Below are 15,361 nucleotides of genomic sequence, written 5' to 3' on the forward strand. Positions count from 1 at the left end.
AGAAAGCAGTTGGTATAAATGGTAAATACGGCAACTTATGGTGGGTATTTGCGTCACGCATTTGATCTATATTTGGTGATTATGATACAAATATTCATCCTCACCGTAAGAAATGCCGCGGTGGCTTCCATTGCCGACTGTCAGCATGTTTTTACCATGGTAAACACCTTTCTGACCGATCGTGGGAAAAAGCCGCTGTTTGACGTACGGCTGGCCGGTATTACCGAGGAGGTAAAGTACAATGGCGGTCTTTTTAAAGTAACCCCTGATATGCGGCTGGAAGACATACAAGCCGCCGACCTCATTATTATTCCCGCCCTGACGGGCGACATGAGCACTGCTGTAATGCTTAATACGCCCTACTCGCTGTGGGCAGCCGAACAATATAAAGAGGGTGTGGAAATCGCCTGTTTAAGTTCCGGTGTTTTTCTACTTGCCTTCTCCGGTCTCCTGAAAGGCAGGCAATGTACTACCCATTGGAGTTATGCCAATGAGCTGAAGTACTACTACCCTTCTATCGATGTGGCAGATGAACGCATGATCACCGATCAGCACGGCCTGTATTCCAGCGGAGGCGGAAATGCCTACTGGAATTTACTGCTACACCTGGTGGAAAAATATGCGGGCCGGGAAATCGCCATCTATGCGGCCAAATATTTCGTCATTGATCTCGATAAAAGTATACAGTCCCCTTTCATCGTGTTCCATGGCTTGAAAGATCATCACGACGAGAACATCAAAGAGGTACAGTTGTATATTGAAAAGCATTATAAAAACAAACTCACGGTTGATGAGCTAGCGAAACATTTCAACATGAGCCGGCGGTCTTTTGAACGTCGCTTTAAAAAAGCTACCCGGAATACCGTTGCCGAATATATACAGCGGGTTAAAATTGAGGGAGCTAAAAAACAACTGGAAATCGGCAGAAAGTCTATCCAGGAAGTAATGTTGAATGTTGGCTATACCGACACGCAGACTTTCCGGGATGTTTTCAGGCGTAACACAGGTATGACCCCGGTGGAATACAAAAACAAGTACTCGAGGAAGATGCTGGACTAAACCAATTATTTTACTACTCCCAGTTGCTTCATCATTGTCAGCTCATCGGTAACCCGCCAGTGCGCTGCTATTTTACCATCCACTATTTCTTCGACATTGATCTGGTTAACGCTCACCTGTTTACCAGTAGGCGGTATACCAAATAAAGTATCCGTTTGCGTACCAGTCATTGTCACCCGGGCCACCACCCTGTTGTTGGTAGCAATAACATCTTTGATAGTATAATGCAAATCCGGAAAAGCTTTCCGGATTGCATTTACAATGGGTTTCAAACCACCTGGCCCCTTTGGCGGATTGGGCACAGATGGCGTATGATTGATGTAATCCTGGCTCAATAATTCATCCAGTACTTCCACATGCCCCTTATTCCAAACTTCATTAAAATAGCGTTCCACCAACTGCTTATTTTTTTGCGCTACTGCCGGACCTGCCTGATCACAGGCCGTAAATAACAGGAGCAACGCGCCCGACACTGCCAGGGCGGATAGTGGTACTTTCACCGGCTTAATTATAATATTATCGACCGCATATTTGCCGCTGCCGTTTACCAGCAAGGCGAGCGACAGGCCTATTATCAGTAAATGATACTCATACCCCTCTCCTTTCTGTGTGCCGAACCAGTTCATAAAAAAGCCGTTGTCTACGTGCGCGGTGAAAATGATACCGATAAACAGGATGATCATAGCTACTGACCATATCTTCGAGGCAAAACCGATGATCAGGGAAATTGCGCCGAAGAACTCAATGGCGATCACAAGGAACGCAATCAGCCAGGGTAAATGCAGGGTATCTGTAAAAAAGGCCATTTCACTACTGAACCCCGGGCCGCCAAACCACCCGAGTACTTTCTGCGCGCCATGGGGAAATAATATCAGGCCGATTGTGAGACGCAAGATCAGGCCTGTCCAGTCATTGCGTGTGCCAAAAATTTGCTGTTTCATCTATTTGTGTGTATTTAGAATCCCAAATAAACGACGCAGGAAAATCTAAAAAATTAAACTGGTTGAAGAAATTATTGCCGGCTTAGCTTTTTCCGGAGCATACTGAGAAATACAGGTGTAAAGCCTAAATAAGCTGCCACCTGCTTTTGAGGGATACGCTGTTCCAGCTGGGGATATTTTTTTATGAAATCCAGGTAACGCTGTTCGGCTGTAAAGGAAAGGTTTTGATTAATACGGCGTTGCTGTGCTACAAAGGCGTTCTGCAACAGTATCCTGAAAAAGCGTTCAAACTTAGGCACCTGCTCATACAATCGTTCAAGATCCGGTTTCGAAATCTGTAACAGCTCGGTGTCTTCCAGCGCGTCTATATAATATTCTGAGGTGGTCTCGGTAAAGAAGCTAAAAAGATCACTTACCCACCAGCCTTCCACGCCAAACATAACGATGTGCTCAAAACCACCTTCATCGATGGAGTACATTCTCAGGCAACCTTTGGTAATAAAGTTCTCCGTTTTACAGATTTCGCCCTGCCGGAGCAGGAATGCTTTCTTTTTGAGAGAACGGGGTGTTAACAGGGAATATAACAGGTTGGCTTCTTCTTTTTCAAGATGAATATAACGTTCGATGTTTTCCAGGAGAAGTTCATCTTTCATATAGCCGTCAGCTTTAGTGCTATTATGTAACAATGTAGTGTTTTATGAAGAAATGATATCAGCTTTTTCAAAAACTTAGAATAAAATAAGGACAATGATATCATATGATGAGCTTGCTAAAATAAGCTCTTTTGCCGTCAATTACGACAAAAATGTCGTAATGTGCTGCGAAATGTATTTTTGCCGTAAAATGGCGAAATATTCACCCTGGGAAAGCTACTATCAAGCTTGCTATAAACGAAACAATATCGCTATATCAAGCGCTCTTATTTAATAAGCAAGGATGATTAAAACAACGACAGCGAAGAGATATCCCTTCGCTGTCGTTATTCATCACTCTAAAACTTACCTACTGCTGATTCGCTAACGTAATCATCGCAGAAACTTCTGCCACGGCGGCATCATCACCACCGCTGAAACCGGTGAAACGGAAACGAATATTACCCTTTCCATCGATCACAAACTTAGTAGGAATGCCCTGCACCTTATAGCTATCTACTACCTTGTTAACACCGGTAGCCGGATCTTTCAGGTCCATCAGCACTTCGAACGGATAGTTATTGCTGGTAACAAATTTCTTAGCGCTGGCAGGGGCGTCGGCTTCTTTTTCCCAGGTATGTACGAAGAGAAATTTTACATTTGGATCGTTCTTATACTTTTCCATGGCTTTTTTCATGGCTGGGAAAGAGGCCTTGCAAGGGCCGCACCAGGTAGCCCAGAAGTCGAGCACAATGGTTTTGCCTTTGTAGTCGGAAAGAGATACGGTGTTGCCGTCTACATCCTTTAAAGTAAAGCCGGGCGCCGGTTCCTGGATGATTTGTTTGGCAAATTCCTCCTGCATTTTCTTGTCCAGTCCACTTTTCAGGGAGTCGATGTAGCTTTCCAGCTTGTTGTCGTTACGCACTTTGGCGTAAGCGGCTGCCAATAGAGGCTTGTTGTTGCTGTTCAGTTTACCCTGGGCGGCGATGTCGCTCATGCGGGCAAACACTTCGGGATAGTCGCCTTTGGCCAGGAGTACTTTTGCATACATCTCGTTTACCTGTGGTCTGACAGGTGTTTCGGCCTGTTCTGCGCGTTTCAGGTATACCAGGGCGGAATCGTATTCTTTATCGTTGTATAATAGCTGGGCATAGCTGCTCAGGTAACCGGGATAGCCCAGGGCTGCGAATCTGGCGCCTTCTTCATTTTTACGGGTAGTTTTAAACTCCCATGCATCTTCGATCGCTTTTTTCAACAGCACTTTTGCTTCCGCGGTGTGTCCCTTTTTGGCAATGTGCTCCGCTGTACCCGCCCATCCCTGGCCTTTCCAGAAGGGCGATACGATGCTGTTGGCATACTCCAGCGCTTTAGGCAGGTTGTCGGCTATGGCATAAGCGGTGCCTACGGCGTTGCGGGCGTAGTCGTAAACGATCCGGTCATTGTCCAGCTTTCCTTCAGGAAATTTTTTCTCCCAGGCTTTATACAATGCTTCTTTCTTTGCGGGGTCGTTTTCGTTATAGATGGTTTCAACCGATTTATTCCTGACAACAATACCGACGGGAAATTTCTTTTCTGCCGCAGTGCGGATAGAGTCGCCTAAATTACCTTTCTTCAGCTGGTAAAAGTATTGGGCGGCGGTGAGCCAGTCCGTTTCTTTTTTGCTTTTGGTCAATGCATACATTTTATCCGACAGCAGGTCTTTCTCTGCGTCGCTGCCTTTGGCGAGGCGATTATAATACCGCATCAGCGAGTCCTGGCTGATTTTGGCCTGCCCGTTGGAGTTGGCGGCCACCGCCAGTAAGCTGCCGCTGAGCAGGATGGGGAGTACTTTTTTCATATCACAGATGGTGGTTTAAGATTAATTAGTATCCTTGATTTTGTGTTAAAACCGGGTTAGCTATACGCTGTGCATCCGGAATCGGGTACAGGATGTCGGTGCTGGCCCAGGTGGTGGGACGCATGCCTCCTATTACATCATCTGCACGTGTTTTACCACCGCCGCTGATGCTGGGTGTACGTTTCAGGTCGAACCAACGGTTGCCCCACTCGCCAAACAATTCTGCCTTCCTTTCCTGTTCTACCGCCAGCAACAGGTTAGGCTGCGTAAGACTGTTATCGAGCATTGGCAATCCTGCTCTTGAGCGGATGCTGTCTACATCGGCAATGGCGCCGGCGAGGTTACCTTGTTGCGCCCTCGCCTCTGCTCTTACGAGGTATTGCTCCGCGAGACGCAGCATTACGTTAAACTCGTTACCAGTAGAAGCTCCCGCGGGTAGCGAAGTAATTTTATACTTGGTGATTACCTTGTAATTTTTACCGCCGATATCGGTAGCCGCCACCCAGTTGGCTTTACGTAGATCGCCCGGTTCCAGTGAGTTGTACAGTGTATCCGTTAACGTTACTGCCGGCACAGAGCCAGGCGTAGCAGTATAACTTCCTCCGTTGGCATCCCGATTGTTCATGTAGATGGATATGCCGTTGAGCGTAGCCAGCTGCCATATCACTTCATTGCTGGAATTGCTGAAGGTGGTATTCAGGTTTTTATTTAAGCTATAGAGACCTGAATTTATTACCGCATTAGCCGCTGCTTCTGCGTTGGCCCATTGCTTTTGATAGAGGTAAACTCTCGCCAGCAAGGCATTAGCTGTTTGCCGGTTAATCCGTGTTCTCAGCGCTGCCGGGTAAGCATCTGTTAATACCCCTTGCGCTTCTGTGAGGTCTTTGAGGATCTGCGCCCACACTTCGGTGGCAGGCGTCCGCGCCAGGGTAGCGTTCTTTATCGGATCGTCAGTAACAGGCAATGGCACATCCCCGAACATGTTTACCAGGTAAAAAAGCGTAAAAGCTCTCCACACTTTTATTTCTCCCGTTAACTGATTTTTTACAGAAGATGACAGAGTAGTACTGCGGGAGATCCCATCCAGCATGGCATTGGCCTGGCTGAGTGTGGAATAGGGATAGGCCCAGAGCACGTATTGAATCACGCTGTTGGTAATGCTAATGCTATTAGTTTTAAACTCATCAAACGCGGGGCTGGAAACGTTGTTCTGCAGCTCATTGGCGGAAAGTCCCGGCATTTCACTGAGTGGAAACAAAGCATCGCGTGTAAATGATGCATTGTAAATCCCCAATACCGCGCTGGTAGCGGTGGCGTCGGAAGCAAAGGCCTGGTCGAGCCCCACCTGGGTGGTAGGCGGTCCTATTTCAACCAGTTTCCTGCAGGAAGAAAAGGTAGTACCAGCCAACAATACCAAGGCGATTACTTTTTTATTTATCGTGAAAGGAAACATGAATTCAGATTTTAGAATGAACAATTAACACCCAATACGATGGTTCTCAGCGGAGGCATGGCGATCATGCCGGTACCCAATCCCGGAGGGCCTCCTGGCACGCTGGTTTCAGGATCATAAATGTATTTGTTCTTTGTCCAGGTAAACAGGTTTTGTCCTTCTGCATATACTTTCAGGCCACTGATTTTAGCTTTCATCAGCCACCGCTGCGGGAAAGAATAGGATATCGCTGCCGATCTCAGTTTCAGGTAACTTGCATCTCCCCATAGGGCGGAGGAGCTGCTGTACTGTGTATAGCCGAGATAGATAGGTGTGCCTGAAGTAGAGGTCGCGGCCGGATAAGTAGCGTTATCTCCTGGTTGTCTCCACCTGTCGAGCACGGAGGTATTCTGGTTACTTCTGCTGCTACCGATAGGGGTGCTGAAATTATTCGTAGTACCTTTACGGTGATTAAATTGCAGGAAGAAGCTGAGATCCCAGTTCCTGTAACTAACGGTGTTATTCAATCCTCCAAAGAAAGGAAGTCCTGGTTTAATAATTTGGCGGTCGTTGTTAAAATCAATCGCACCATCTTTATTCACATCCTCGTACTGCGGAATACCGGTGTTAGGATCGTATCCGGTGTAGATAAACTTCCGCACCAGGTCGATCGGCTGCCCCACCAGGTAGCTGCTGGCATAAAAAGATTTTTCTATCCCAGGGAAGCTTACCAGTTTATTCCGGTAGAAAGTTACATTCAGTGATGATGTCCAGCCGAAATCATATCTTTTCACATTCAGACTTGTCAGTTCCAGTTCCACGCCGCTGTTTTGTACCAGTGCCGGCATGTTAACGGTATAACTGTTGTATCCCGACTGTAAAGCCAATGCCGCAGAAAGCAGCTGATCGGCAGAACGATTACGGTAGTAATTACCGGTAAATGAAATCCTGTCGTTCAGGAAACCCAGCTCCAGGCCAAATTCCAGCTTGCGGGTAGTTTCCCATTTGATACCTGGGTTGGGTAATGTTGACCGGATAAGGGAAGAAGCTCCCTGGTAACTTCCGGCAGAAGATAATAGTGGCAGGTAAATATAATTGCCGATCTGGTCATTACCTGTGGATCCATAGCTGGCTCTCAGCTTACCCAGGCTAAGCCAGGGCATAGTTTCCTGTGCAAAGTCTTCCTGGGAAAACAACCAGGCTGCACCTACAGCGCCAAAGTCGCCATAGATATTATCCGGGCCAAACCTGGAAGAGGCGTCGCGACGGAACGTGAGATTGAGCAGGTATTTTTGTTTGTAGTCATAATTCACCCGGCCAAACAAAGAGGCAAAGCGGTAATCGAAGTAGGAAGCCGAACCGGTAACAGTACCAGCCCCTACAATGGAGCTCATCAGCGCCTCGCTGCTGTAGTTCTGCGCATTTAAATTCTGGCCGGTAGAGAGGCTGCGCTGATAAGTACCCCCCACCATGAGACCCAGCCTATCCTGTTTTCTCTCTATGGTATAATTAAGGGTAGGTTCTACAATGTAGTTCTGTGATTTAGTATTGGCAAAAGTTGCATATGACTGAGGATTGTTAATCGGGTTCTGGGTAGACGCCGGCACCGGATTCGCCTGGTCCAGCGTGGTATTGGTAAAACCCATATTTATTTTAAAGTCCAGGTTTTTGATGATGGTATAGCGCAGGTTGGCGTTAGTCATCAGGTTGCCGGTGGAATTGGTATTACGGCGTTGCAACAGCGCCAACGGGTTGGTGAATCCGCTTACCCAGGCCAATTTCCCGGTACTGTCGTACAAGGGCATATTAGGCGGCAGGTTATACATCGAGATCACATCTGATCCTGGCAAAATGGTTTTATCGTTGGAATAGTTAGCTGTGAAGGCAGCGTAAAACTTGTTGTCGGAAGAAGTATGATCGGCAGAGAGACGGCCGGTGAAGCGCTGGCTGTTGAAATTACCGGGATATACGGTCGTTTCCTTATGATAGCCGCCGCTAAACATAAAATGTGTTTTAGTATCTCCACCGGAAATAGATGCCTGCGCATCTGTGGTCCTTGCTGTTCCGCCTACGAGCAGCTTTTGCCAGTTGGTATAGGCATTCTGGTCCCAAACGGTTAGCTCGGGCGCATTAGCGGTATTAGGGGTGAGCCCGTCATTCTTAAATGCTTCCCTTCTCAGGTCGAGATATTCCTTTGTATTCATCATCGGAATAAAGTGTCCTACCTTTCCTGATCCCGTATAGGCGTTTACGTTAACCCTTGTTTTACCAGACTTCCCTTTTTTTGTGGTGATGAGGATGACGCCGTTGGCGCCCCTGGCGCCGTAGATGGCGGTGGCATCGGCATCTTTCAGGATGTCCATCCGTTCAATATCATCGGGGTTAATCATGCTAAAAGGGCTGATACCGCCATTGGTAGCAGAGGTACCTAGTGCATTGAGGTTATCTGTGGGTGGATAAGAACCGTTGAAGTTGGTGAAGGGCACACCATCAACCACATACAGCGGTATATTGCCCGAGTTCATAGACCCTTGTCCTCGGATCTGTACAATAGCAGCGCTACCAGGCAAACCATTCTGCTGGGTGATTTGCACCCCGGGAACACGGCCGGGCAAAGCGGCCAGTGGGTTGGAAATAGGTTGCTTGCTGATTTCCTTTGCCGTAATGCTACTGACAGAACCGGTATTCATTCTTTTAGTGGTAGTACCATAACCGATGATCACCGATTCCTCCAATGCCCTCGTTTGTTGTTCCAGTACTACATTAATGGTAGTACGGCCATTGGCCATTATCCGCTGTGTTCCATAGGAGAGATAAGAGACGATCAGTACAGCATCGGAAGGCACATCCTTCAATACATAATCTCCATTATCGTTGGTCATAGCGCCAAAGGGTGTACCAGGGATCACCACCGACACTGCGGGAATAGGAGATCCCTGCGCATCGGTGATTCGTCCCTGGATAGTAATTGATACCCGTGTGGGGGCCAGGTTATTCCCCCCTGTGATTTTCAGCCGGATGGCAATAAACTTGCCCGACAGGTGGTAAGTAAATGGTTGGTTATTGAAAAGCAATTTTAACACGGCGTCGAGTTGTTCATTTTCTACGGAAATGTTGACCGGCACGGCCTGGCTCATTTGATTCTTCCCATAGATAAAGCTGTACCCTGTTTGTTTTTCTATTTCCTTGAATGCTTTTTCCAGCGAACCGGATTTAATATTCATAGATACTTTCTGTGCAAAGGTCTGACCGGCTATTAACAGGCAGCTCAGCAACAGTAAAGTCCCGAAGTAATTAGCGCCCCATTTTCTATTTTTCCTTTCCGGTAGGCATAGTGCACTCGTTAGCTTTCTTACAAGCATAGCTTCTGGTTGATTTTTGATGAATAAATACGTCAATCGGCATGGTGACAATCCTTCTCACGTCTGTAAAGTGGCCTTCCTTACAGATTTGGAAAACTGGCTGGTGTATGTTCTATTTTATCACGGTAATTTTCCGCCCTTCAATTTTGAAATGCACGAGATTGGTCATCTCCAACAGATTCAGTAATTGAGATACGGGGACGTCCCTCGGAATTTTAGCGACAAAAAAGTCTTTAACATCGGTTTGATACACGACGTCTATATTATAATATCGTTGTAACGTTGACATGATGGTGGTAATATCGGCGCCGTCGAAGTAGAGCAGTCCTTCTTTCCAGGCCGTTGCCTGTTGTATATCCACATTTTTCATCAGCTGCAATGAGCCGCCTGAAGTAGCCGCCGCTGCTTCGCCCGGGTGCAGCACCTGTGAGGCTCCGGGCGTATTCACTTTCACTGCGCCATTGACCAGGGTCACCTCCATTTTTCTTTCATCGCCGAAAGCCCGGAAATTGAAAGCGGTCCCCAGTACTTCGATGGTCGCCTTATGGCTGGCGGATGTAACCAGGAATGGCTGGTGAGCGTTTTGCTTTACCTCAAAATAGGCCTGGCCCGTAGCTGCCACTTCTCTTTGCTTGCCGTGGAAGGAGGCAGGATATGTGAGCGTAGAACCTGCATCTATCCATACTTTGGTGCCATCGCCCAACAGAATGGCCAATGGTTTACTGCCATTGGGTACCTGGATGGTATTCAGGCTGTTGGCAGTATCGGCGCCGGCATAAGTGATTTGCCCGTCGGCATTTTTCGATACGCTGACTTGTCCCTGTACCACGAGCGTACCGTTGCCGGCACTATCAAGCAGGATACGTTGGCCATTACCCAATGTAAGCACGGCATGATTGCCGGCTGGTGCAGGAATATCATTGCGGAAACGCACGGCTTGTGGCGCCAGCGGCGCCGGCTGGTGTTGGTAGAGATAATAACCGGTACCAAGTACCAGGGCTACCGCGGCAGCAGCCGCCCAACGGTTCCAATGGATGATCTTTCCGGAACGGCGACGCAATACTGGCTCCAGGCGCTCCCGGATAGCGGCTTCCAACTGCTGCTGATCACCCAGCAGCTGCCCGTTCCAATCGCCCTGCTGCTGAAAAGCATTGAACAATTGGTTGTACTGCAACAGCTCTGCATCAGTAGCTGTACCAGATACTACTTTTTCCGCCAATAGTATTACTTCCTCTTTTGTCATACGTAGCCGTTCTTATACATAGGCAGTTGTAAAAGGACATACCCTTAAAAGCATCTCAATTTTTTTTTGAGATGGCTGTTTTATTTGTATTGGGTTAGCACAGGCAGGAGTAACATAGCGAGCAGATAAGGATCTACCGCGGCCCGAATGCGTTTTAGCGCGATCGTTTTCTGCGCTTCAACAGTTTTGATAGATATATTCAATAAGTCTGCTATCTGTTGATTGGTCAGCTGACCATCCCTGCTCAGGAGAAATATTTCCCGGCATTTTTCAGGAAGATGATTAATCACCTGCTGGATAATCGCTTTCAGGTCGTTTAATTCCAGGTAGTCCTGGGGGCCAGGGGTTTGGGGGAAAGATAAGCCGGCCAGCTCTGTATAGAAATCTGCCCGCACTTTGCCGGAACGGATATAGTTGGCCACTTTAAACCGCACCGCGCTGCGCAGATAGGCCGGAACCGCCTGGATGTCGAGCTGCTCGCGCTTTTCCCATAGCCAGGCAAAAATGTCCTGGACAATGTCCATACATACATCCTGGTCCCGGAGCAAATGGAAGGCAGCCTGGTACATGCGTGACCAGTGGCGGGAATATAGCATATCAAATGCTACCACATCACCTCTCTTCAGCATGCTTATCAACTCCAGGTCACTATGGGAACTTTCCGGCATCAAATTATCTACATTTCTACCGCTAAAATAAAGAAAGACACCAAAATTCCCCATACATATAGCATAATCTACATGTAATTGCGCTGCGAATATTCCCCTGCCCTCCCCGGACATCTGTTTATTCCCGGCAGTTATTGATCTATGTAAGCGGATATTGGTTGTACCCCTAATTTTGAAAAGCAGTCATTCTATTTACCTGTAAGGGGATTTAAACAGAAATAATATATATTGAAACAATTTTTCGTTATCTAAAGCGCAATTAACTTACTGTGAGCACGATCTTCCGTCAGACCATCAAAGCCTTTGGGCTGTTTTACCTGTTTTGTTTTGTTACCTCCTGCCAGGTAAACGATCAGCAAAAAACGGCGCCCATTAGTCCGCAATACGGTAATGATTCGCTCTATATTGCCACAGTGCTATCTTTCGACACCTCCTCCCAGCAAAGGCGGGCGGAGAAAATAAACGAAATGCTGGCCAGTATCCCGCAAACGCCGCAGCGGGACAGCAATCCCTGGTATAACTACTTCAAAGCCTACCAGTACGACCTCCGTAAAAGTGCGGACAGCAGTGCGCAGTTCTATCATCTCATGAACCCCTCCCCCGGGCAAACAGATCTATCGGCACTGAAAGACTATGTACTGTTTAACAACGCCATCAGTAACTTCAATATCGCCAAAGCAGAGCTGGTAAGCCAAACGATAACTGCAGTAGAAAGGGCAGAGAAAAACAACAGCGTATTCGTATACCGGCTATACGACCTGCTGGCCAAAGCTTATTATAACAATGCCAATATCAACAAGTCGATCGAGTATACCCAAAAGTACTATGCGCATCACCCCTTCAAAGATCATCCGGCCATCCGGCAACGTTACTTTGATATCTGCTTTATGCTGGCAGCCCGGCAAGCGAATCCAGGGAAAATGCAGGCCTACCTCGACAGCGCCCGCGCCTTTGCCCGCCTGATCAACGACAGCCTGGCCCTGGCCCGCACGTATGACTACGAATCGCAGGTGTATTCCATAGAACAGGAGTCCGCTAAAGCCGTGGAAAGCCAGCGAAAATATTTTAATTACCTGGCGCAGCATGGGCAATTGAATAAAATAGCTTTTAATAACCTCGCTACTGCCTTTACCCGCAATAACCAACCCGATTCAGCGATTCACTACTACCAGCTGTGCATCGAATGGGCCAATCAACAAACGTCTAACGTAAACTTGCAACCTGTCTACGAAGGATTACATGAATCATACAAGAAAAAGGGAAACTATAAAGAGGCGCTGGCAGCCTTGCACCACGCTTTTAATATCTACGGCGCCAATAAAGAAAACATTGAAGCCGCCAAAATAGAAGAGCTGCATACACAATATCAGACCGAGAAAAAAGACCAGGCCATTGCCTCTCTCCAAACTACCAACAATCTCAATAGAAAAATTATTAACCAGCAACGCTGGATATTTGTAACTATCTGTTGCTTACTGATAGCAGTAGCCTCCTACGGCTATGTTGCCTATCGTCAGAAGTTGCTCAAAGAAAAGAACGAAAGACTGGCCACAGAAAACAAACGCCTGATCCTGGAACAAAAAACCAGGCAAATGCAGTTAAACCCACATTTTATTTACAATGCCATCGCCAACTTGCAGGGCCTGATCAGCGATGATAAAAAATATGAAGCCAATGCCTACCTGGTGGCATTCTCCAAACTTATGCGCGACATCCTGGAATTGAACCGGAATGACCTCGTTACCCTGGAAGACGAAGCACGTTCCCTCAAAAACTATATTGAACTCCAGCAAATGCGCTATGAAAATGCATTCGATTATGAAATTGAAGACGGCGACCTGGATAGCTCAGAGCTACTGATACCTCCCATGCTGATTCAACCTTTCGTGGAAAACTCCATTGAACACGGATTTAAAGCTATTGACTACAAAGGTAGGCTGGTAATCCGCTTCAAGGAAGAGCCTACCCGTTTGGTGATCACCATCGAAGATAATGGCAGCGGGGCAAACGCAGTGGTACAAAACCCTACCGGCAAAAAATCGCTTTCCCGTATCATTACACAGGAGCGACTGAACGTACTCTTTAACCAGCAGAGCCGCCAGGCATGGTTTGAATCGGCCCCCAAAACGGGAGGAACCGGCTTTTTCACCGTCATTTACCTTCCCATACAAATAGCATAAACGATATCAGATGACTATATATATCCTCGAAGACGAAAAGAATATTCTCAAACATATCATGGCTTTGGTAAGTGATATCCCTTACCTCCAGGTAGTGGGATATTCGGCCGATGTAGCGAAGGCGGTCACAGAAATTCCCCAGCTGCAACCCGAGCTGATATTGGCCGACATACAACTCAAAGATGGGAACAGCTTTAGTCTTTTCAACAAAATCAACGTGGAGTCGAGCCAGATTATTTTCATCACCGCATACGACCAATACGCCATACAGGCACTGAACCTGGGTGCATTTGCCTACCTGCTCAAACCTATTGAAACCAATATTTTCAACGAAACGGTCGACCGCTGCTTTAAAAAAACAGAAGAGCATAAATTTAACCGGCAACAGCTGGAACTTTCTTCCAACTATTACAAAGGAGACACCAGGCCCCGTAAAATTGCGCTGAAGAACTTCAAGTTCACCCAGATAGTGCCCATAGAAGATATCCTCTATTGCAAGAGTGACAAGGGTTACACCACCTTCCTGTTAAAGGACGGCTCTTCTGTATTAGTGTCTAAAATCCTGAAAGATTACGAGCCTTTATTGCCCACCGATACTTTTATCCGTTGCCATCAATCTTACCTGGTGAATGGCAATTACATCAGCAAGTACTTTAAAGACGGCTACCTGGAAATGCTGACCGGCGATAAAGTACCAGTGTCTGATCGTAAAAGGGATATTGTACAGGAGTTTATAGAGAGATTGTAGTCATGCAAAGCAACTAAACAACAAAGGCGCGAAGGTATGCACACCTGTTATGCCATTGCTATGCTGCATAAAAAATAACCTTTCGCCTTGCAAATCCCCGCTCTGCTGCTTATCTTACCGGTTGCCCTGATCATATTCAATGGGCGAGACATTGTATGGAAACAGGAACATTGACTAAAATCAGGATCCAACCTGATTTATTAAAAACCAGGCAGCACTACGAAGTGCTGGACGGACTGCGGGGAGTAGCCGCTTTGGTAGTAGTGATATTTCATTTCCTGGAATGGGTGTATAGCGACTACAGTAAAAACTTTGCGGGACATGGGTTCCTGGCAGTCGACTTCTTCTTTTGCCTGTCGGGCTTCGTGATCGCCTACGCTTATGACAGGCGCATTGACAAGATGGGGTTAAAGGAGTTTTTTAAATCCAGGCTTATCCGGCTGCATCCTCTTGTGATATTGGGGAGCGTCATGGGGCTACTCGCTTTTTTATTTGATCCGTTTGCCACACTTCCAAACACCTATAGTTTTGCGCACCTGGCTATTTTATTCCTCTGCTCTATCTTGTTGATTCCTTATCCCGTAATGACGGAGCGCAGCTTCAATTTATTTGGATTCAATGCTCCTGCCTGGTCTTTATTCTGGGAATATGTAGCCAATATCTGCTATGCCCTGGTACTGCGAAAAGCCAACCGCAGTTTACTGGTAGCGCTCATGATAGCAGCTGCCCTGGCACTGGGCTATGTAGGCCACAGCGCCGGCAACCTGATGGGCGGATGGGGAAAAGATAATTTCTGGCATGGTGGAGCACGTGTAACTTATTCCTTCCTTGCCGGGATGCTGGTGTTTCGTTTTAATCTTATTATTAAAAATAAACTGGGATTTGCGGGACTCACTGTACTGTTATTGTTTGCCTTACTGATGCCTTATTTCGCTCACAACTGGCTGGTGGAACTGGCCGTAGTATTGGTTTATTTCCCGCTACTGATCGCGTTGGGAGCAGGTGCGGTGGCTAACAATGGCTGGAAAAAAATCTGTGTATTTTCCGGCAATATTTCCTACCCGTTGTATATGACACATTACGCGGCGATCTGGATGTTTGCCAATTACTATACCGCGCATAAGCCGGATACGCTCACGCTTACGCTTATTGTAATGGGGGCTACTATGGTATTGACTGGAATTGCTTATGCCATCATGAAGTTATATGATATCCCGGTAAGAAAGTATTTGAGCAGTAAGAGAAAAATGAGTTAAATA

The 15,361-nt window shown here is 47.0% G+C and carries 11 protein-coding genes; 4 read left to right on the plus strand and 7 right to left on the minus strand.

What is annotated here, in order from left to right:
• Positions 1-81: 81 nt before the first annotated feature.
• On the plus strand, positions 82-1,059 hold the full coding sequence (locus FHW36_RS23980) for a GlxA family transcriptional regulator (protein WP_145672894.1): 978 nt from the start codon (positions 82-84) through the stop codon (positions 1,057-1,059).
• A gap of 5 nt (positions 1,060-1,064) precedes the next feature.
• Here FHW36_RS23980 and FHW36_RS23985 read toward each other — a convergent pair whose 3' ends face one another.
• From FHW36_RS23985 to FHW36_RS24015, 7 genes are all read right to left on the minus strand, one after another.
• Positions 1,065-2,000, minus strand: coding sequence for an ester cyclase (locus tag FHW36_RS23985; protein ID WP_145672896.1), 936 nt, complete (start codon positions 1,998-2,000; stop codon positions 1,065-1,067).
• Between the two features lie 71 nt (positions 2,001-2,071).
• Positions 2,072-2,653 carry a Crp/Fnr family transcriptional regulator gene (locus FHW36_RS23990; RefSeq protein ID WP_145672898.1) on the minus strand — a complete coding sequence of 194 codons (582 nt, stop codon included), beginning with the start codon at positions 2,651-2,653 and terminating at the stop codon, positions 2,072-2,074.
• Between the two features lie 349 nt (positions 2,654-3,002).
• On the minus strand, positions 3,003-4,469 hold the full coding sequence (locus FHW36_RS23995) for a TlpA disulfide reductase family protein (protein WP_145672900.1): 1,467 nt from the start codon (positions 4,467-4,469) through the stop codon (positions 3,003-3,005).
• 25 nt (positions 4,470-4,494) lie between these two features.
• A complete protein-coding gene (locus FHW36_RS24000; protein WP_145672902.1) occupies positions 4,495-5,922 on the minus strand; it encodes a RagB/SusD family nutrient uptake outer membrane protein in 1,428 nt (475 codons plus the stop codon).
• An 11-nt stretch (positions 5,923-5,933) separates the two neighbouring features.
• The gene (locus FHW36_RS24005; RefSeq protein WP_145672904.1) at positions 5,934-9,263 is read right to left on the minus strand and encodes a SusC/RagA family TonB-linked outer membrane protein; all 3,330 of its coding nucleotides are present in this window, start codon (positions 9,261-9,263) and stop codon (positions 5,934-5,936) included.
• Between the two features lie 112 nt (positions 9,264-9,375).
• Complete coding sequence (locus tag FHW36_RS24010) at positions 9,376-10,506, minus strand: FecR family protein (protein ID WP_145672907.1); 1,131 nt, start codon at positions 10,504-10,506, stop codon at positions 9,376-9,378.
• Positions 10,507-10,586: 80 nt separating this feature from the next.
• Entirely contained in the window at positions 10,587-11,135 is a 549-nt protein-coding gene (locus tag FHW36_RS24015) for an RNA polymerase sigma-70 factor (protein ID WP_186452580.1), read from the minus strand.
• A 308-nt stretch (positions 11,136-11,443) separates the two neighbouring features.
• Here FHW36_RS24015 and FHW36_RS24020 point away from each other — a divergent pair, with 308 nt between their 5' ends.
• The 3 genes from FHW36_RS24020 to FHW36_RS24030 all read left to right on the plus strand — a co-directional run bounded on the left by FHW36_RS24020 (position 11,444) and on the right by FHW36_RS24030 (position 15,358).
• Positions 11,444-13,354, plus strand: coding sequence for a tetratricopeptide repeat-containing sensor histidine kinase (locus FHW36_RS24020; protein ID WP_145672911.1), 1,911 nt, complete (start codon positions 11,444-11,446; stop codon positions 13,352-13,354).
• 10 nt (positions 13,355-13,364) lie between these two features.
• Positions 13,365-14,102, plus strand: a complete 738-nt coding sequence (locus FHW36_RS24025) for a LytR/AlgR family response regulator transcription factor (protein ID WP_145672913.1) — start codon at positions 13,365-13,367, stop codon at positions 14,100-14,102.
• A gap of 155 nt (positions 14,103-14,257) precedes the next feature.
• Positions 14,258-15,358, plus strand: coding sequence for an acyltransferase family protein (locus FHW36_RS24030; RefSeq protein WP_145672915.1), 1,101 nt, complete (start codon positions 14,258-14,260; stop codon positions 15,356-15,358).
• Positions 15,359-15,361: the final 3 nt, after the last annotated feature.

The organism is Chitinophaga polysaccharea (genome assembly GCF_007829335.1).
Classification (GTDB): domain Bacteria; phylum Bacteroidota; class Bacteroidia; order Chitinophagales; family Chitinophagaceae; genus Chitinophaga; species Chitinophaga polysaccharea_B.

Excerpts from the sequence above, each read along its gene's own strand:
- FHW36_RS23980 (WP_145672894.1), top strand. The coding sequence starts at position 82 with ATGATACAAATATTCATCCTCACCGTAAGAAATGCCGCGGTGGCTTCC.
- FHW36_RS23985 (WP_145672896.1), bottom strand. The coding sequence starts at position 2,000 with ATGAAACAGCAAATTTTTGGCACACGCAATGACTGGACAGGCCTGATC.
- FHW36_RS23990 (WP_145672898.1), bottom strand. The coding sequence starts at position 2,653 with ATGAAAGATGAACTTCTCCTGGAAAACATCGAACGTTATATTCATCTT.
- FHW36_RS23995 (WP_145672900.1), bottom strand. The coding sequence starts at position 4,469 with ATGAAAAAAGTACTCCCCATCCTGCTCAGCGGCAGCTTACTGGCGGTG.
- FHW36_RS24000 (WP_145672902.1), bottom strand. The coding sequence starts at position 5,922 with ATGTTTCCTTTCACGATAAATAAAAAAGTAATCGCCTTGGTATTGTTG.
- FHW36_RS24005 (WP_145672904.1), bottom strand. The coding sequence starts at position 9,263 with ATGCTTGTAAGAAAGCTAACGAGTGCACTATGCCTACCGGAAAGGAAA.
- FHW36_RS24010 (WP_145672907.1), bottom strand. The coding sequence starts at position 10,506 with ATGACAAAAGAGGAAGTAATACTATTGGCGGAAAAAGTAGTATCTGGT.
- FHW36_RS24015 (WP_186452580.1), bottom strand. The coding sequence starts at position 11,135 with ATGCTGAAGAGAGGTGATGTGGTAGCATTTGATATGCTATATTCCCGC.
- FHW36_RS24025 (WP_145672913.1), top strand. The coding sequence starts at position 13,365 with ATGACTATATATATCCTCGAAGACGAAAAGAATATTCTCAAACATATC.
- FHW36_RS24030 (WP_145672915.1), top strand. The coding sequence starts at position 14,258 with ATGGAAACAGGAACATTGACTAAAATCAGGATCCAACCTGATTTATTA.